This is a genomic window from Streptomyces sp. NP160 (assembly GCF_006335115.1).
GTDB lineage: Bacteria > Actinomycetota > Actinomycetes > Actinomycetales > Quadrisphaeraceae > Quadrisphaera.
The window spans coordinates 44,746-62,973 of sequence record NZ_VDMJ01000035.1 but is presented as its reverse complement, the minus strand read 5'-3'; the positions used below and the strand labels follow the sequence as shown (position 1 = coordinate 62,973).

The following is an 18,228-nucleotide window of genomic DNA, read 5'->3' as shown; positions in this document are numbered from 1 at the left end:
GGCGGGGACTGATCCGAGCACCGCCAGGTCCGCAGGCGGGTTCAGTAGTCGACGCGGTCGGCGCGGGCGCCCCACGCCGTGAACGGGGCCAGCCGGTCGTCGTGGGCGAGGTGCGCCACGCTGATGGACCCCATCTCGGGCCAGCGCTCCCGCGGCGCGGCGAACAGCTCGTAGAAGGCGCGGTCGTCGAAGCCCGCGAGCGCGGCGTCGTCGCGGTCGGCGGCGTACACGACACCGTCGACGCGCGCCCACAGCGAGGCCGCCAGGCACAGCGGGCACGGCTCGCACGAGGACACCAGCACGCACCCGGGCAGGCGGAAGTCGCCGACGGCGGCGCAGGCGTTGCGGATGGCCACCACCTCGGCGTGCGCGGTGGGGTCCAGCGTCGGCGTGACGAGGTTGGTCCCGGTGGCGATGACCTCGCCGCCGCCGTCCTCGGCGACCCGGACGACCACGGCGCCGAACGGCCCGCCCCCGCCGTCGACGTTCTCGCGGGCCAGGTCGATCGCCCGTCCCAGCCACTCCAGCTCCAGCGAGCTCATGCCGTCTCCTCCGATCGCCAGGCCAGCCAGACCGCGTCGCGCGCCATCGGCAGCCGGTGGAACCTCACCCCCGTGGCGTCGCGCACCGCGTTGGCCAGCGCCGGCGCGACCGGGTTGTACGGGCTCTCGCTCATCGACTTGGCGCCCACCGGCCCGACGGTGTCGGAGGTGTCCGCGAAGAGCACCTCCGTCGTCGGGACGTCCGCCCAGGTGGGCAGGTGGTAGGTCCGGAAGGCGGGGTTGCTCACGGCCCCCGACCCGCCGGGGCCGTCGTCGAGGCGCACCTCCTCGTACAGCGCCGCGCCGATGGCCTGGGCGACGCCGCCCTCCACCTGGCCCCGGCACTGCTCGGGGTTGACCACCACACCGGCGTCGGCGCCGTGCACCGACGCGAGGATCCGCACCTCGCCGGTGGCGGGGTCGCAGGCGACGGTGAACGCCTGGACGTCGAACGCCACCGACCGCGGGGTCCCGGACCACTGCCCGGTCCCCACCAGCTCGGTGCCCTCCCCCGCCGCCTGGGCCGCCAGGTCGGCCAGCGGCACGCGGGCTCCGGCGACGACGACGACGTCGCCGTCAAGCCGGCACGCCTCCGGCGGCGCGCCCGCCCCGGCCGCCGCGCGGGCGACGAGCAGGCGCCCGAGCTCACCGGCCGCGGCGTGCACGGCGCGGCCGGCCACCACGGTGCCGGTGGACCCGAAGGCGCCGGTGTCGTGGGGGACGACGTCGGTGTCGGACTGGCGGACCCGGACCCGGTCCGGCGTCGTCCACAGCGCGGTGGCGGCGAGCTGGGCGTGCACGGTGGTGGTGCCGTTGCCGAACTCGGCCGTGCCCACGCGGACCTCGTAGGTCGCGACGCCGTCGTCGTCGAGGACCAGCGCGACCGCGGCGTCGGCGTGGTGGCCGCGCGGCGGCACCGTGTCGATCATGGAGATGGCCATGCCCTCCCCCACCGGCCACCCGTCCGGCGCCTGCGCCCGCACGGCCGCGCGCTGGGCGGCGACGTGCGCCTGGACGCGGTCGAGCAGCTGGTCGAGGCCGTAGCTGCCGTAGACGACGTCGTCGTCCTCGTCCGTGGTGGAGGTCATGGGGTCGCCGGGCACGACGGCGTTGCGGCGCCGCAGGTCGTAGGGGTCGATCCCGAGCGCGCGGGCCAGCTCGTCCATCGCGGACTCGACCGCGAAGACCAGCTGCGACAGGCCGTACCCCCGGAAGGCCCCGGACGGGACGGTGTTGGTGTAGACCGCCCACCCGTCCACGCGCTTGTTGGCGCAGCGGTACACCCCGAGGGACTCCCCGCACCCGTGGAAGAGGACGCCCGGGGCGTGGTTGCCGTACGCGCCCGTGTTCGACACCACGCGCACCGACATCGCGGTGAGCGTGCCGTCGGGCAGCGCCCCCAGCTGCGCGGTCACGGCCATGGGGTGCCGCGTGGTGGTGGCGGAGAACTGCTCGGCGCGCGTCAGCTCCCACTGCACGGGGCGGCCGGTGAGCAGCACGGCCAGGCCGACGAGGTCCTCGGTGAGCATCTCCTGCTTCCCGCCGAAGCCGCCGCCCACCCGCCCGGCGACCACGCGGACCTGCTCGCGGGGCAGGCCCAGCACCACCGCGAGCGCGTCCCGCGTGAGGAACGGCGTCTGCGTGGAGGAGCGGACGACGAGCCGGCCACCCCCCTCCAGCGAGCCCTCGAGCCACCCGCGGGCGGCGTGGGTCTCCAGCGCCGCGTGCGCGAGGCGCTGGCTGCGCCAGGTGCCCTCCACCACGGCGCCCCCGGCGGCCGCGGCGGCCGCGAAGCCGGCCTCGACGTCGCCCAGGTGCCCGTGCACCTCGGCCACCACGTTGTCGGCCGGGCGGGCGACGCGCGTCAGCGCCGGGTCCTTGTCGCCGTGGAGCACCGGCGCCCCGGTGCGCGCGGGGTGCATCGCCTCCTCGGGGTCGAAGACGGCCGGCAGCACCTCGTACTCCACGCCGCCGGCCAGCGCCGCGACCCCCGCCTCGGCCGCCGCCACCGTCTCGGCCACCACGGCGGCCACGCGCTGCCCGGCGAACCGGAGCACCCGGTCGAGCACGAGGGTGTCGTCGGGGTCGTCGCTGGAGCGGTGGTGGCGCGCGGAGGAGTGCAGGACGGGGCGCACGACGGCGCCGTCGCCGTCGACGTCGTCGGCGGTGATGACGCGCACGACGCCGGGCACCGCGAGCGCGGGCGCGGCGTCGACGCCGAGCACCCGGGCGTGGGCGTGCGGCGAGCGCAGCACCGCGAGGTGCAGCAGGCCCGGCGGCGGTGGCTCGTCGAGGGTGAAGCGGGCGGCGCCGGTGACGACGGCGGGGCCGGCCGGTGCGGGCGTGCTGGTCCCGACGGCGGCGCCGGCAGCGGGGGCGCGCTCCACGGTGGTCCGGCCGGCGACCGCGTCGCGGATGGAGCGGTAGCCGGTGCAGCGGCACAGGTTGCCCTTGAAGGCGCGCTCGAGGTCGTCGTGCTGGTGGGGCTCCAGGGCGGCGGTGGTCATGAGCATCCCGGCGGTGCAGAAGCCGCACTGGAAGCCCTGCGCGTCGAGGAAGGCCTGCTGGCAGGGGTGGCGCAGCCCCTCGACCGTCGTCACCTCGCGGCCCTGCGCGCGCACCGCGGGGTACAGGCACGAGTGCACGGCGCGCCCGTCCACGTGGACGGTGCACGCGCCGCAGTCGCCGGCGTCGCAGCCCTTCTTGACCCCGCTCCAGCCCCCCTCGCGCAGCCAGGTGCGCAGGCACTGCCCGGGACGGGGCTCGCGCTCGTCGCTGCGGCCGTTGACCACCGCGCTCACGCCAGCAGCTCCCGCACGACCTCGCGGACCTGCGCCAGCGCCATCGCGCGCCGCCACGCGGGGTGGCCGTGCACGTCGTCGTGCCAGGTCCGCCGCGGCTGGGAGCCGTCGACCGCGGCGTCGACCGCGGCCGCCGCCGCGTCCGGTCCGCCCTGCTCCGCCAGCGACGACGGGGAGGGCCAGCGCAGCTGCAGCGGCGCCCGGGTCGCCGCGGTCACGGTCACCACCAGCTGCCCGCCGTGCTCGGGGGCGTCGAGGCGGCCCACCACGAGGCTGGCGGAGCGTCCCAGCGGCGTGAGGGTCGCCCTGCGGAACGCGGTCCGGGCCGCCAGGTGGGCGCGGGGGACGACGACCTCGCGGACCAGCTCTCCCGGTGCCAGCGCCGTGGTGCGGTCCCCGGTGACGAGCTCGGCGACGGGCAGGTGGCGCCGGGCCGGCTCCGCCCCTGGCGCCGCGGGCGGCGTCCACAGCTCGGCGACGCCGTCCAGGGCGGCGAGCAGCGAGACCATCGGGGCCGCGGGCAGGGCGGTGACGAGGTTGCCCCCGACGGTGGCCACCCCCTGCACCTTCCACCCGGCCAGGAAGGCGTCGGCGCACTGCGCGACCAGCGGCGGGGCCCCGGTCCACGCGGTGAGCTGCTGCACCGTGCAGGTGGCGGCCACGCGCAGGTCGCCGTCGTCGTCGAGGACCACCGGCTCCCAGCCGAGACCGCCGAGGTCGAGCAGTCGGCGGGCTCCCGGCTGCGGCTCGGAGAACAGCCAGGTCCCGCCGGCGAGCCAGACGTCGCCCGCCAGCGGCGGGACAGCGCCGTCGAGCACGCGCCCGGCGGGTTCGAGGGCGGTGACGCCGTGGAGGTCCATCGCCCGGCACGGTAGGCGACCCGGGCGGCCCGCGGGTGCCCGACCGGCCGATCGCCGCTCAAGGAAGATCAACAGCCTGTCGATGGGCCCGTGCAGGGGTCGAGATGCGACGCGGTGGCCCGTGGGCCGCCGAGGACGGGAGTCCCGTGAGCGTTCGGGGTGCTGGGCGAGGGGCCGGTCGGGGAGCGACGGTGCTCCTCCGGCAGCGGCGGGTGGCGGCGCGCACGGTGGTCTGCGCGGCCACCGCGGGCGCCGTCGTCGCCTACGCGGCGCTGGCGGCGGCGCCGTGGACGTCCGCCTGGGCGGGCGCCCTGTCGCTGCTGCCCACCGGCGTGGCGGTGCTGGCGCTCGCCGTGCTGGCGCTGGTGCGCCGCCAGGACGGCCGGATGCCGTGGCTGGTGGTCTCCGCCGGCCTGGTCCTGGCGGTGGTGCTGCGCACAGCAGCGGCGGCGCAGCTCGGCACGGGCGGCCCGGTGCTGCCGGCTGACGCCTACGCGCGCCTGCCGTGGCTCGCGCTGACCGTCCTGGCCGGCCACGTGCTCGTGCTGGTGGGGCTGCACGCCCTGGTGCTGTCCACCACCCACGGCATCCCCCGGGGTGGGTGGCTGGACCTGCTGCTCGGGGGCTGCGTGGTCTCCGCGGTGGTGGCCTTCGCGCTCGGCCCCTGGCTGGCGGCGAACGGCATCGGGGCGGTCGGTGGGCTGGCGCTCGTGGGCCGGCTCGCCCTCGTCGTGACCATGGCGCTCATGGCCTGGTCGGCCGTCGCGGTCCGCGGGCGCAGCCGGGACGCGCGCCTGGAGCTGCTCGGCGCCGCGGCCACCACCTTCCTGCTCGCCGAGGTGACCGGCCTGCTGCTCCTCACCGGCGGCCTGTCCGCCTCCCCGCTGGCGCTGGGCGTGGTGGGGGCCGGGCGCATGGTCGCCGTCGGCCTCTTCGCCGTGGCGGCGCTCAGCCCGCCCGGGCCGCGCGCCGACGTCGCGCCGCCCCTGCGCGGCGTCCGCGTGGTCATGGCGACCGTGCTCTCCACCGCCTGCGTGCTCCTCGCCGTCGACCACGTGGCCTGGCTCCCGGCGCTGCCGGACTCGGCCTGGCTCCTGGCCGTGGGGGTGCTCCTGCTCGGCGGCGTCCGGATGACGGTCCTGACCGGTGAGGTGGCCCAGCTCGTGGACGAGCGCCGGCTGGCGGTCACCGACCCGCTGACCGGCCTGCAGAGCCGCCGGGGCCTGCGCGAGGCCCTCGACCACCCCGGCGGGGGGGCGCTGCTGCTGCTCGACCTCGACGGCTTCAAGGAGGTGAACGACCGCTGCGGCCAGGCCGTGGGCGACGAGGTGCTGCGGGTGGTGGCCGACCGGCTCCGCCGCGCCAGCAGCGGCCCGCGGGTGGTGGCGCGCCTGGGGGCCGACGAGTTCGCCCTGCTGCTCCTGGGCGCCGACGCCCCCCGCGCGGCGGAGACCGCCGGACGGGCGCTGGCCGCCGTGACCCTCCCGGTCGTCGTGGGGGACCGCCTGGTGCGCGTCGCGGCGAGCGCCGGCCTCGCGACCCGCGAGCCGGGGCACTCCGCGGAGGAGGTGCTCCGGCGCGCTGACGTCGCGATGCAGCAGGCCAAGCGCTCCGGCGGGGGCCTGGAGCGGTTCGACGAGGCCCTCGACGCCGGCGCGCGGCACCGCGAGCGACTCCTGGACGACCTGCGCGCGCTGCTCGGCGCCCCGGCGTCGCAGACGACGGCGGGACGCGTCGTGGCGCACTACCAGCCGCAGCTCGACGCCGACGGCACCGTCAGCGGCGTGGAGGCGCTGGTGCGCTGGGAGCACCCCGAGCTGGGGCTCCTGCAGCCCGTCGCCTTCATCGACCTGGCCGAGGAGCACGGGCTGCTGCCCGAGCTCACCGAGCGGGTGCTGCGCCAGGCGGTGGCCGAGGCCGCGGCGTGGCGCGCGCAGGGCCACGACCTGCGGGTGGCGGTGAACCTGTCGGCGAGCTGCCTGGACTGGCCGCGCCTGCTCGACGTCGTCGACGACGTGCTCGACTCCCGCCTGGTGCCCGCGGAAGCGCTGGTGCTGGAGGTGACCGAGACCGGCCTGGTCAGCGACGCCGCCCACGGCCTGGAGGTCGCGGCGCAGCTGGTGGAGCGCGGGATCGAGCTGTCCATCGACGACTACGGCACCGGCTACTCCTCCCTGGCCCACCTGAACCACCTGCCCGCGCGCGAGCTGAAGCTGGACCGGGCGTTCACGCGCCGCCTCCTGGAGGACCAGCGGACGGCCACCATCGTGCGCGCCACCATCGACCTCGCCCACGACCTCGGCATGCGCCTGGTGGCCGAGGGCGTGGAGGACGACGCCACGCTCCAGGCCATCACGGCCATCGGCTGCGACGTCACCCAGGGGTACTGGCACAGCCGCCCGCTGCCGGCCTCCGAGCTGACCAGCTGGCTCCACCAGCGCTCCCGGGGGGCGATCACTCGGGCCTGACCCGAGGCTGGACGCATGTCCAGCCGAGCGACGTCCGCGAACGACAGCCAGCTGCGGCGCACCGTCACCGGGCCGCTGCTGTTCCTGTTCATCCTGGGCGACGTGCTCGGCGCAGGCGTGTACGTGCTGGTCGGCGAGGTCGCCGGGGCCGCCGGGGGTGCGGTGTGGGTGCCGCTCGTCGTGGCGCTCTGCCTGGCGCTGCTCACCGCCTCCTCGTACGCCGAGCTGGCCACCAAGCACCCCCGCGCCGGGGGTGCCGCCGTGTACACCACCCGCGCGTTCGGCCCGCTGGTCGGCTTCGTCGTGGGCTTCTGCATGCTCGCCTCCGGCGTGGTGTCGGTGGGGGCGCTGGCCCTGGCGTTCGGCGGCGACTACCTCGCCGCCTTCGTGGACCTGCCGGTGTGGCTCGTCGCCGTCGTCTTCCTGCTGGCCCTGGCGGCCCTGAACGCCCGCGGCATCCGCGACTCCCTGCGCGCCAACGTCGTCATGACGTGCGTCGAGGTGGGCGGGCTCGTGCTGGTCGTCGTCCTCGGGGTGGTGGTGCTCCTGCGCGACGGCGGCGACGCCGCGCGGCTGACCGCGCTGGGGACCGCCGAGCACGGCCCGGCCGCCGCGGTCCTCGCCGGCACGGTGCTGGCCTTCTACTCCTTCGTGGGGTTCGAGACGTCGGTCAACGTGGCCGAGGAGGTGCGCGACCCGCGGCGCTCCTACCCGCGCGCCCTGTTCGGCGCGCTCGCGGTGGCCGGGCTGGTCTACCTGGCCGTGGGGGTGGTGGCGAGCCTCGTGGTCCCCACCGACGTGCTCGCCGGCTCGTCCGGGCCGCTGCTGGAGGTGGTGCGCGAGGCGGGCGTCGTGCCGCTGGTGGTCTTCGCCGCGATCGCGCTGGTGGCGGTCGCCAACGGGGCGCTCCTCACGGGGATCATGAGCTCGCGGCTCGCCTACGGCTTGGCCCGTGACGGCGCGCTGCCCGCCGCCCTCGCGCGGGTCCTCCCGAACCGGCGCACCCCGTGGGTCGCCATCGTCGTCACCACGGCGGCCTCGCTGCTGCTGGCGCTCACCGGCACCGTGGCCGACCTCGCCGCCACGCTGGTGCTGCTGCTGCTGGTCGTCTTCACCGCGGTGAACGCCGCCGTGCTCGTGCTGCGGCGGGAGGGGCCGGGCGAGCGCGAGGACGACCACTTCACCACGCCCACGGTCCTGCCGGTGCTGGGCATCGCGTCGTGCGTGCTGCTCGCCACCCAGGTGGAGGCCGGGGTGTGGCTGCGGGGCGGTGTGCTCCTGGCCGTGGGGGTGCTGCTGGGCGTGCTCTCGACCTCGCTCAGGCGCCGCCAGCGCCGCCAGCCCCACCGGCCAGCTCGGCCGCCAGCGCCGTCAGCTCGGTGAGCACGCGGCGCACCACGGGGCGCTCGGCGGTGTCGGCGCGCACCAGCGCGTCCACCTGCCGTCCGGCGCGCACCCCCAGCAGCGGGAGCAGCCGGACGCCGGGGTGGCGCCCGCAGGTGTAGCGCGGCAGCAGGGAGGCGCCGTGGCGGGCCGCCACCAGCTCCAGCACCACGTGGAAGTCGTTGATGCGCGAGACCACGCGCGACGGCTGCCCGCCCTCGGGTCCCGCTCCCCTGACGGTCCGCAGCACCTCCGCCACGGGGAAGCCCTCCTTGACGGCGATCCAGCGCTGGCCGGCCAGGTCGGCGGGACGCACTCCCCCGTGCTCCGCCGCGACGGCCACCAGCGGGTCGCCCACGGGGACGGCGACGTCGAGGGGCTCGCGCAGCAGCGGCACCACGCGCACGCCGGGGCTGCCCACCCAGGCGCGCTCCCCCTCGGGCCGGTGTGCGATCACCACGTCGATCCGGTCGGTCAGCGGCGCGAAGTCGTCCAGCGGCACGTCCTCGTCGGTGCACTCCACCTCCACGCCGCTGCCGGCCAGCCGCGTGAGCAGGCCGGGCAGCAGCAGCTCGGCACCGGAGGAGAACGCCGAGACGCTCACGGAGCCGGTGGAGGCCTCCTGCGCGTCGCGCACGGCGGTCCGGGCCCGCTCGAGGGCCACCGCCACGTCGTCGGCGGCCCCGGCGAGCGCCAGGCCCGCCGCGGTGAGCCGCAGGCCCCGGCCCGCGCGCTCGGTGAGCGGCACGCCCGCCTGCCGGGTCAGCGAGGCCAGGTGCTGCGAGACCGCTGACGGGGTGAGGTGGAGGACGGCCGCGGCACGCGTCACGCCGCCCTGCGACCTCACCGCCCTCAGCGCTTCCAGCGCCCGCACGTCCATGCAGTCAGACTGCACGCCCGGTGTGCCAGATGTCGATGGACTTCACAGTGGTGTCACCGCCACGGTGGACGGGTGCCGCTCTCCGCCCGCCTCCTCGCCCTGCTCGTCGCCGTGACGTGGGGCCTCAACTTCGTGGCCATCCACCTCTCGCTGGAGCAGTTCCCGCCGCTGGCGTGCGCCGCCCTCCGCTTCGCCGTCATCGCGGTGCCGGTGGTGCTCTTCGTGCCGCGCCCCCGCGGCGTGCCCGTTCGGTGGCTGCTCGCCTACGGCGCGGGCTTCGGGGTGGCGCAGTTCGTCTTCCTCTACACGGCCATGGCGGTCGGGATGCCGGCCGGGCTCGCCTCGCTCGTGCTGCAGTCGTCGGCGCCCTTCACCGTGGTGCTGGCCGGGGTGCTGCTGCGCGAGCGCCTGTCCGGCCGGCAGGTGGCGGGCGTCGTCGTCGCGGTGGCGGGGCTGGGCGGCATCGCCGCCTCCCGGGCCGAGCTCGGAGGGGCGGCGACCCTGCTGCCCGTGCTGCTCACCCTGCTCGGCGGGCTGGGGTGGGCGTTCGGCAACCTCGGCTCCCGGCTGGCCTGGCGGGACCGGGTGGCGCTCGGGCAGCCGCCGTCGGCCACGGAGTCGCTGCGGCTGGTGCTGTGGGTCTCGGTGGTGCCGCCGCTGCCGCTGGCGCTGGCGTCGCTGGTCCTCGAGGGGCCGTCGCGGACCGGCGACGCCTTCACGGGGCTCGGCTCGCCGACCGGGCTGCTCGCCGTCGCCGGGCTGGCGTTCACGGTGCTCGTCGCCACGCTGGTCGGCCAGGTGGTGTGGTCGGCGCTCATGGCCCGCCACCCCTCCAGCTCGGTGGCGCCGTTCTCGATGCTCGTGCCGGTGGTGGGCATGCTCGCCGCGCACGTGCTGCTGGGCGAGGCGACGCCGTGGCGCGAGGTGGCGCTCGGCGCCGTGGTCGTGGGCGGGGTGCTGCTCGGTGCCTCCCGGTCCCGGGGTCGCGCCGTGGCGCCGACCGCCCCCTCCCCCTCGACGGTCAGGGACGTCGAGCTCGCTTCCCGCACGCGACGTCCTTGATCGTCGCGGCGGAGGAGGAGCGGGGTCAGGCGACGGGAACGCGGAGGGTGGGCAGGCCCAGCCCCACCGTGCGGCCACCGGTGCTGGCGCCGCTGCCCTGGGCGGGCACGCCGCAGGAGGCGAGCTGGCGGCGGTCGTACGCGTCACCGCCGCGCGTGCGCCTCACGGCCAGCGGCGTCCCCGCCGGCACGTCGGCGACGAGGTGGTGCGGCGCCGACTGCGTGACCCGGACGGTCACCGCGTCACCGGGACGGGGCCGGTCCGCCTCGGCGAGCCCGTCGGGCAGGCCCACGTGCACGAGCCGGTTGTCCCGGGCGCGGCCCGAGACGCGCTGGCTGGCGCCGTCCTTCTTGCCCTTCGCCTCGGCGACGAGCACCTCGACCTCACGGCCCACCTGGAGCGCCGCCTCGGACTCCGAGATCCGCTCCTGGAGGGCGATGAGCCGCTCGTAGCGCTCCTGCACCACGGCCTTGGGCAGCTGGTCGGGCATCGTGGCGGCCGGCGTGCCGGGCCGCTGGGAGTACTGGAACGTGAACGCGCTGGCGAAGCGGCTCGCCTCGACCACCCGCAGCGTCTCGGCGAAGTCCTCCTCGGTCTCCCCGGGGAAGCCGACGATGACGTCGGTGCTGATGGCCGCGTCGGGGATCTGCGCCCGCACGCGATCAAGGATCCCGAGGAACCTCTCCGACCGGTAGGAGCGGCGCATCGCGCGCAGCACCCGGTCCGACCCGGACTGCAGCGGCATGTGCAGCTGGGGCATCACGGTCGGCGTCTCGGCCATGGCGGTGATGACGTCGTCGGTGAACATCGCCGGGTGGGGGCTGGTGAAGCGCACCCGCTCGATGCCGTCGACCCGGCCGACCGCCCGGAGCAGGTCGGCGAACGCGCTGTTGCCGCGCCCCCGCTCGAGCCCCTCGCCGAAGCCGCCGAGGCCGGTGCCGTAGGAGTTGACGTTCTGCCCGAGCAGCGTCACCTCGACCACGCCGTCGGCCACCAGCGCCTCCACCTCGGCGAGCACGTCGCCGGGGCGGCGGTCCTTCTCCTTGCCGCGCAGCGCCGGCACGATGCAGAACGTGCAGGTGTTGTTGCACCCCACGCTGATGGACACCCACGCGCTGGCGGCGGACTCACGGGCCTGCGGCAGCGTGGAGGGGAAGACCTCCAGCTCCTCCAGCACCTCCACCTGCGCCTCCGCCTGCACGCGGGAGCGCTCCAGCAGCGCGGGCAGGGCGTGGGTGTTGTGGGTGCCGAAGACGACGTCCACCCACGGCGCCTTCGCCAGGATCACGTCGCGGTCCTTCTGGGCCAGGCACCCGCCGACGGCGATCTGCATGCCGGGCCGGCGCGCCTTGACGCTGGCGAGGTGCCCGAGGTTGCCGTAGAGCCGGTTGTCGGCGTTCTCCCGCACCGCGCAGGTGTTGAGGACGACGACGTCGGCCTCGCCCGAGCGCCCCGCCTCGTCGTCGGCGCGGGAGTACCCGGCGTCCTCGAGCAGCCCGGCCAGGCGCTCGGAGTCGTGCGCGTTCATCTGGCACCCGTAGGTCTTCACGCTATAGGTGCGTGGGTTTTCCTCCACCCGCACAGCATACCGGAGGAATCGTGGACACCGTTCTCTCTTATGCCACAGCCGTTCTCAATTCGCGGCTACTGCGGCAGTCAACCGTTGAGTCCTACCTAGAGACTATCAAGTACCTAGGGCTTGAAGACGTGTCCATGAATGATTTCACACCACAGTTACTACACCGAACTCTGCTGTCTGTGACCAATCCTAATTCTAGAAGGAAGCACATCATTGCTCTAAGGTCATTGTTCTCTGACATTGACTGGATTAAGCAGTTTCGCATTCCAAAGGCTACGGCTAGAGTCTATGACCTTCCCTCAGAAGAGACACTACGTTTCACTCTTGCTCTGTGCCCTTATGAACTGTATGGATTGATGATGATGTATGCAGGGTTAAGAAGTGGTGAGGCATGTGCTATCACTCGTAAAGACGTGAAGGGTAATGTGCTCAAGGTGTCCGCACAGCGGTATGACAATGGCACTCTTACTCAAGCAAAGACAACCGGTGAAGTCATCATTCCTAATTGGCTAGCAGACCGTATTAAAGTGATGGAAGAGCGCACTGTCACGAGTGGTCAAATTAGAGAGTCTTTCAGGCGGTATGGTGTGAAGACAGGTATCCACCTCTCCCCGCACATGTTGAGGCATTGGTATGCAACTATGATGGTGAACCGGCGCATCAACCCTGAAATTGCTAGAAGGCAAATGAGGCACAGTGACTTGAAGACCACCCTTAACTTCTACGCACAAGTCTCCAAGAATGACATTGACGATGTTGTCAAAGACTTGTTTGAGCGTTAGTGTATGAGCGGCAAGTCAGGATGGTGTATTGAAGAGTCACACCGTTCGTGCCGATACTTTCCCTGTACCTGTCCCTGTCATAAGGAGCATCCTGTTATGGCTCGTCGCATCGTTCTCACTGATGACCTGACCAACGAAGAGGGCACCGAGGAGAACCCCGTTCTTACGTGGCACTTCTCCTACGGCCCGTCCAACAACCAGAAGCGCTACACCGTGGACCTCACCACTGAGAACTACGGGAAGTTGGAGGATGCCCTCAAGCGCTTCGTGAACGTCGCTACGGAGGTTGAGGACGCTCCCGCTCCCCCGCGCTCTGTGTCTGGTCCCCGTCGCACCACGGGCCGTCCTAGCGCCGACAAGGAGCGTCTGAACTCCATCAGGGAGTGGGCCAACGCCAACGGCTACACCGTGGGTGACCGTGGGCGCATCAAGGCCGAAATCGTGGACGCTTACGACGCTGCCCACTGACTTAGTACAGACAAGCCCCCTAGCAAAACGCTAGGGGGCTTGCTGTTTATTAGGAGGGGTGTAGCAAGGTTAGTCTGTGTAGGACCAACCGATGAGGACACCCGTTAAAAAGCATAGAACAAACCATGCAATCACAAAGGCACCTCTCTTCCTCAACGCTTAATGCGTCAAGTCTTTATGCAATGCGGCGAACTGTCATGCTGGCGCTGACGAAGTTGTGAGTCGCATTGTTGTTCACAACCATTTGCAAGTAGGCACCTGCTGCAAGCGCAAGAGAACCAGTCACCAAGTTACGAACAGTTCCACCGGCAGGTGATGCTTGCTGTGTGCCGTCAAGGAATGCTGATCCTGCAATGCTGACGAACGATGTGTGTGCTGATCCTGACTGCATGGTGCACAGACCCTGGACGGTGTAAATACCAGCAACAGGGACAGTGATTCTGTCTGAGGTCGCAGACAAGCCACCATTGAGTCCAGAGGATGAGAAGTTACCTACGGTGTAGGTACCGGGTGCTAGACCATTGGAAGCACCGGCTGAAACTCCTCCTCGTGGAACGTTGGCATCAAAAGGATCAAATCCAATGACTGCCCAGTTTCCTGCCGAGTTACGGCCATACAGGTTGCCGTTGTACCACGCTACCTTGGTTTCAGCGGGTAGTGAATTGAGTTCTGACTCAGAAGAGGTGAACACAACAACTGCCTGATTCATAAGGTAGGTGTTCACGTCACTGGCTGTCAGGATTGAGTTGTCAGCGAAGGTCTTTCTAATTATTGCCATAGTTGTTTCTCCTTAGTTTCCCCTTATGTAAGGTATGAGTTGGAGTGTTGTTCTCCACTTCTGAGGTGTGACCTTGTGGTCGATGCTGATGATTTGGTACTCACCAACAAGAGAGAATGACTGGTTGTAGTAACTGATCCTGATAACTTGATACAGGTCGATCAGTGCTTTGCTCAGTTGCTTCGTGCAGTCAATGCTTACCGACTTAACCTCTGGTAAGGCGATAGCGTACTTATCAGCCATTGCTTGTGCCGCCGCTTGTGCATCAGCAGTGAAACGGAAGTTTGTCTCCACGTCTGCTTCTGCTAATCCATTACGTCCGATGCTTGCTCCGTTCTGGTACGGACCAATGGTTGTTTCTGTGGACCCAATGGTGTTCTTGAAAATGATGCTGTTGAAGAGGGCTTGAGAGTCATACCCCACTTCTAACGGCATTAAGAATGATCCGTCTGTGAGGTCAAGGGACACTGGCAATGTCTTTGTCGTATCAAAGTTGCCCCCGCGTACCTGTAAATTACCGGCACGGTTGACGAACATGTAGCCACCGTCAGTGTTCAATGCTCGCTGTAAGTGATTAAGAACGCTGTCCTCTTTGGCGTAGTCTCCTAATTGCTTTGCGCTTCCTGTCACGGCGTATTGAATACCTAGAGAAGCAAGCAAGTCATCGACTCGTGGACCAAAACCTTGTTGTAACAAGTTACTCTTACGGGTTTGGCTCAACTTGTTCACTACGTCCACAGCATTAATGGTTACTCTTGGTCTACCGCTCCAATCGTATGACGACTGAGCAGTCCAAATGTTGCCCACGAAGACCACACTGTTTTGCAAGAGCACTCTGATAGGTACTCCACGGTGAATGTAGTTGTTGATAGCGGGGTCATAGTTAGGACCAATAAGTGATACCGCCATTGTTCCTACTTCTAACTCTTCACCCGGCTGATTACCACGCTTTGCGCCTCTGTGTGCATTAAGGCTTGTGGCATCACTTGCTAGGTCTACCCATTGGCTGTTGGCGTCATAGCCACCACTAGGCGACAGGATGCCTTGATTAAGGCGTGACTGACCTAGGACGAAATACTTGTTAGTACCTGACTCATAATTACCAAGTCTTCCCTGTCCTAGTCGAGACTCACCTAGAACGAAGTAGGCGGTATCGACTAGGGACACCTGGATTTTCAGTTGGTTTGTTGTAATCATCGACCGTTTGCTCTCTCAAACTCTTCTAATGCGCCTCTGGTGAAGCGGGCGTACTCCATAGGGTCACCGGCGACAACTCCCTCAAATGAGAGGTTGTAGGTGTTACCCCCACGCATAGAGCCTGACCCATCAAAGCCTGCACCAGACAATGACAACTTAGGCTCAAAGCCACCACTGACAACATTAGCCATGTTGGCGGCAGCCTTTCTCAATCCACCAACCTGATTGAGCCCTTGCTCTAGACCTTGAACGGTGTACTTACCGATGGTCTTAAAGACTCTGGAAGGTGAACGAATACCAAGAGCAGACTTAGCACCTGAGACAACGTTTCCTACAGCGTTCTTCACTGCTGATACGGCTGCACCTACTTTGTCTTGGATACCTCCGATGAATCCTTGGATCAATTGACCACCGGCTGAACGCAAGCGTCCACCTAGGTCACCCATTGCTGAGACGATTCTTCCTGGGATTTCACGGACAACACCGATGATTTGTGCGATTTTGCTGACGATGATTGCATTTGCCTGCTGGAAGGCGTCTTGGAAGCGGTTCTTGATTTCGATGACTCTCGCCACAGTTGTGAGAACGTTGACGATAGCGCTAGCGATGAACGACTTGATCGAATTAAAGACACTCATAGTGACTGAGACGATGGAAGTCCATGCAGAAACGATGAAGTTCTTTACAGCATTGAAGGTTGCTGATGTAGCGCTCTTCAACCAGTTCCATACACCGTTGACGATGTTACGGAAAGTCTCACTGTTTCTGTACGCCAGAACGAACGCTGCAACTAGCGCCGCGATTGCCACAACCACCAGACCAATGGGGTTGGCAGCCATAGCAGCGTTCAAGAGCCACTGGACGGCTGTGTAGGCCGCTACAGCGGTTCTAGCGAGGGTGGTGGCCCTCAGCCACGCCAACATGCCTCCGGCAGCCTGTACGGCCATTACAGCGCTGTGTGCGGCCATGATGAGAGTCAGTGCTCCCACGGCTGCGCCGAACGCCAGGATCGGAGTCTTGTTGTCAGCCAGGAACGAACCGAACGACTTGATAGCCGGTAGGCCGCTGCTGTTGAGGAACGACACGAACCCCGTCAAGGCCGGTAGCAAGCCCTGGCCTAGTGCTGTCTTGGTGTTCTCCCACTCAGCAGCGAGGATTCTCTGTTGGTTGGCTAGTCCCCCACTGGTGCGCTCAAAGTCTCCCTGAGCGTCACTGGTCTGCTTGAGGATGGCTGACTGAGCCGCTAGCACCTTCTGCTGTGGTGTTAATGCTTCCTTAGTGGTCCTGATCAGACCTAGGGCCATTGCTTCTTGTCTTAATGTGGCGTCATCAAGGAGGACACCGTACTGACGCATAGGCTCCGCCTCACCACGGAAAGCAGCACCTAGAGCCTCAATGGCTTGTTCTGGTGTGGTGTTGTTGAAGGAAGCAAGGTCGGTTGCTAACTGAGTGTTCTGTGTAGCGAATGCTGCTAGGTCTGTCCCGGCCAGTCCTGCTGCCTTACCGAAAGTAGCGAAGGTGGCTGAGGCATCAAGGGCTTGTTGCTTGCTTTGACCTAGTGATGTGGCTGCTGTCTCAGCGAACTGCATAACAGCATTAGCACCATCAGTGCCTAGGATTTGTTGTGTCTTAGCGACTGTCTCATTAAGGTCTGATGCACCTGTTACAGCATCCTTGAAGAATGTTGCTACTCCCCCACCGGCTGCTAATGCGATACCACCGGCAAGAGCGCCCTTGAGTGTGTCTCCTACTTTGCTTGCAGCAGTAGAGAAACCACTCAGTTGAGTGTTTACATCATCAATGCCACGTCTTATGTTCTGAACGTCTGCTACAACGTTCACTGAAATTGTATTTGCCAACCAACCTTGCCTCCCTTACTTTTTCTTGTTCATTTCTTTCCATACCTGCACTCCTATGTTGTGTTCCAGTACGGTCAAGTTGTCGTATTCCTCTAGTGGTCGTCCTGTTGCGAAACAGAACTTCCACCGTTCTCTGATGTACTGCTCTTCTACTGCTTGCTCGCTTTTGGGTCTGCGTCCTCTGTGTCGTCGGTGTAGTTCAATGCGTCTAACGTTTCAGTTAGAAGAGCACCGGCTTCATCAAGAGTCAGGTCACATGCGTCATCGAATGAGTAGGTCTTGCCTAGACGCTTTTGACCAATCCATACCAATGCGGCTGTGAACTCCGCTTCTGGGCTACCCGCCTGTCCTACCTCGGACATGCCGATACCAGTCTTTCTTTCAATTGCGTTCCACTCGGATAGTTTGAGTGACTTAGAAAACTTCTCCATTTTGTTCATGCTTAACCCCTCCCAGAGTCTTAGTTAATTAAGTCCTAGCGTCTGAATGAGTCTTTGCAACTCAGCCTCTAAGGTGTCTGCTAGGTCACCTTGCTTATTACCTAATGCATCCGTAAGGAAGGGGTGAGGCTCAATGTTGTTGTAACCTCCATAGTGGATAACTCCCGCGTATGGGAGCCTCCCCCCTGCCCTTACGATGCTTTTGTTCTTTGTGTTGCTTGGTTTGATAGTTGCAGCCAAAGCACCTGACTTCTTAGGGGCTAGAACCTTGGCCTCATCGGCAACCATGCCACCTATTTTCTTGAATGATGATTTCAAGTCAGAGACTTCAACACCAAACTTCTCTAGGCTCTTGATGGTTTCCTTAAGACCTTTGACCTCTAACCCGGTAGGCATGTCAGGCAGTAACCTTTGTTGGTTCTGCGTCTAACTTGATTTCGATTTCGTAGGTCCAAGTTGTGTCTGCGTCTCCACCGATGCTTGGCTTACGTCCAAGAGACACTGTGCCTGTGTAGTGAGGCTTGGTGACTGTTGGTGTTGCATTACCGTGAGGTCCGTAGACGAAAGCGATGTTGGTTGCTCCCGCATTGGCCCAAAGGTAGGTGTGCAGAGACGAAGTAGCGGCGTCTGTTGACTGAACAGCCTCACCACGGAAGTACCAGTCTGTTGCTCCACCAGCAGCAGCGTCAGCAAAAGTAGTTACGTCTGCGTCTGCTTCTTCTGATTCAAGAGTCAGAGTTGTTAAGTCCTGTGAGTAGTCAGTGTTCGCCAATTTGAATACAAGGGCCTTACCCTTAATTCTTGCGTTAGGCATTATTCATTTCCTCCAATGTGTATTGTTGTACTGATGCTTACTGTTGCTGTTAGGAACGTATTTGACCCTTGAGTTTGCAGGGTCGGAGCGCTAACACCATCAATGTTCCAGTCCCCTAGTTCATAAAGGACTGTCTCAACCATGTCCTCTAACTTGTCTAAGTTAGAGGCTGTTAAGTTACCTGCGATGCACAGCACTTCTAATGAATAGGTGAATGCTGTTGCGTCATACCCCGGCACCTTGCTTAGTTGTGGGTCAACACTGACTAAGACGACTACCGGAGGGTGTACCTGATCGGGTACTGAGTACTTCACT

The 18,228-nt window shown here is 67.0% G+C and carries 15 protein-coding genes; 5 read left to right on the top strand and 10 right to left on the bottom strand.

Annotation, left to right across the window (positions count from 1 at the left end; translation table 11 throughout):
• Positions 1 to 41 precede the first annotated feature (41 nt).
• The 3 genes from FHN55_RS17115 to FHN55_RS17105 are packed head-to-tail and all read right to left on the bottom strand — an operon-like array spanning position 42 to position 4,203.
• Positions 42 to 542, bottom strand: a complete 501-nt coding sequence (locus FHN55_RS17115; RefSeq protein WP_139713543.1) for a nucleoside deaminase — start codon at positions 540 to 542, stop codon at positions 42 to 44.
• Positions 539 to 3,343 (bottom strand): molybdopterin cofactor-binding domain-containing protein, encoded by a 2,805-nt coding sequence (locus FHN55_RS17110; protein ID WP_139713542.1) that lies wholly within the window; start codon positions 3,341 to 3,343, stop codon positions 539 to 541. The genes FHN55_RS17115 and FHN55_RS17110 overlap by 4 nt, the downstream gene beginning before the upstream one ends.
• Positions 3,340 to 4,203 carry an FAD binding domain-containing protein gene (locus FHN55_RS17105; protein ID WP_139713541.1) on the bottom strand — a complete coding sequence of 288 codons (864 nt, stop codon included), beginning with the start codon at positions 4,201 to 4,203 and terminating at the stop codon, positions 3,340 to 3,342. The genes FHN55_RS17110 and FHN55_RS17105 overlap by 4 nt, the downstream gene beginning before the upstream one ends.
• Positions 4,204 to 4,394: 191 nt before the next feature.
• Here FHN55_RS17105 and FHN55_RS17100 point away from each other — a divergent pair, with 191 nt between their 5' ends.
• On the top strand, positions 4,395 to 6,671 hold the full coding sequence (locus tag FHN55_RS17100) for a bifunctional diguanylate cyclase/phosphodiesterase (protein WP_139713540.1): 2,277 nt from the start codon (positions 4,395 to 4,397) through the stop codon (positions 6,669 to 6,671).
• A 15-nt stretch (positions 6,672 to 6,686) separates the two neighbouring features.
• Positions 6,687 to 8,054 (top strand): APC family permease, encoded by a 1,368-nt coding sequence (locus tag FHN55_RS17095; RefSeq protein ID WP_139713539.1) that lies wholly within the window; start codon positions 6,687 to 6,689, stop codon positions 8,052 to 8,054.
• Here the strand turns inward: FHN55_RS17095 and FHN55_RS17090 are convergent.
• Positions 7,990 to 8,934 carry a LysR family transcriptional regulator gene (locus FHN55_RS17090; protein ID WP_139713538.1) on the bottom strand — a complete coding sequence of 315 codons (945 nt, stop codon included), beginning with the start codon at positions 8,932 to 8,934 and terminating at the stop codon, positions 7,990 to 7,992. The two genes, FHN55_RS17095 and FHN55_RS17090, sit on opposite strands and share 65 nt — an antisense overlap.
• A 72-nt stretch (positions 8,935 to 9,006) precedes the next feature.
• Between FHN55_RS17090 and FHN55_RS17085 the strand changes: the two genes are divergently transcribed.
• On the top strand, positions 9,007 to 9,996 hold the full coding sequence (locus FHN55_RS17085; RefSeq protein WP_139713537.1) for an EamA family transporter: 990 nt from the start codon (positions 9,007 to 9,009) through the stop codon (positions 9,994 to 9,996).
• Positions 9,997 to 10,021: 25 nt separating this feature from the next.
• Here FHN55_RS17085 and miaB read toward each other — a convergent pair whose 3' ends face one another.
• Positions 10,022 to 11,524: a tRNA (N6-isopentenyl adenosine(37)-C2)-methylthiotransferase MiaB gene (miaB, locus tag FHN55_RS17080; protein WP_218974769.1), complete on the bottom strand. Its 1,503-nt coding sequence runs from the start codon at positions 11,522 to 11,524 to the stop codon at positions 10,022 to 10,024.
• 71 nt (positions 11,525 to 11,595) lie between these two features.
• Here miaB and FHN55_RS17075 point away from each other — a divergent pair, with 71 nt between their 5' ends.
• Together FHN55_RS17075 and FHN55_RS17070 are read left to right on the top strand one after the other, a co-directional pair.
• Positions 11,596 to 12,357 (top strand): tyrosine-type recombinase/integrase, encoded by a 762-nt coding sequence (locus FHN55_RS17075; protein WP_257571093.1) that lies wholly within the window; start codon positions 11,596 to 11,598, stop codon positions 12,355 to 12,357.
• Positions 12,358 to 12,453: 96 nt separating this feature from the next.
• Positions 12,454 to 12,825, top strand: coding sequence for an Lsr2 family protein (locus FHN55_RS17070; RefSeq protein WP_180357913.1), 372 nt, complete (start codon positions 12,454 to 12,456; stop codon positions 12,823 to 12,825).
• A 175-nt stretch (positions 12,826 to 13,000) separates the two neighbouring features.
• Here the strand turns inward: FHN55_RS17070 and FHN55_RS17065 are convergent, their stop codons facing one another.
• The 5 genes from FHN55_RS17065 to FHN55_RS17045 form a co-directional block, all read right to left on the bottom strand.
• The gene (locus FHN55_RS17065) at positions 13,001 to 13,549 is read right to left on the bottom strand and encodes a hypothetical protein (protein ID WP_139713534.1); all 549 of its coding nucleotides are present in this window, start codon (positions 13,547 to 13,549) and stop codon (positions 13,001 to 13,003) included.
• Between the two features lie 66 nt (positions 13,550 to 13,615).
• Entirely contained in the window at positions 13,616 to 14,800 is a 1,185-nt protein-coding gene (locus tag FHN55_RS17060; RefSeq protein WP_139713533.1) for a hypothetical protein, read from the bottom strand.
• Positions 14,797 to 16,641, bottom strand: coding sequence for a hypothetical protein (locus FHN55_RS17055; protein ID WP_139713532.1), 1,845 nt, complete (start codon positions 16,639 to 16,641; stop codon positions 14,797 to 14,799). The genes FHN55_RS17060 and FHN55_RS17055 overlap by 4 nt, the downstream gene beginning before the upstream one ends.
• A 167-nt stretch (positions 16,642 to 16,808) precedes the next feature.
• Complete coding sequence (locus FHN55_RS17050) at positions 16,809 to 17,099, bottom strand: hypothetical protein (protein WP_218974767.1); 291 nt, start codon at positions 17,097 to 17,099, stop codon at positions 16,809 to 16,811.
• Between the two features lie 397 nt (positions 17,100 to 17,496).
• The gene (locus FHN55_RS17045) at positions 17,497 to 17,913 is read right to left on the bottom strand and encodes a hypothetical protein (protein WP_139713530.1); all 417 of its coding nucleotides are present in this window, start codon (positions 17,911 to 17,913) and stop codon (positions 17,497 to 17,499) included.
• Between the last annotated feature and the right edge of the window lie 315 nt (positions 17,914 to 18,228).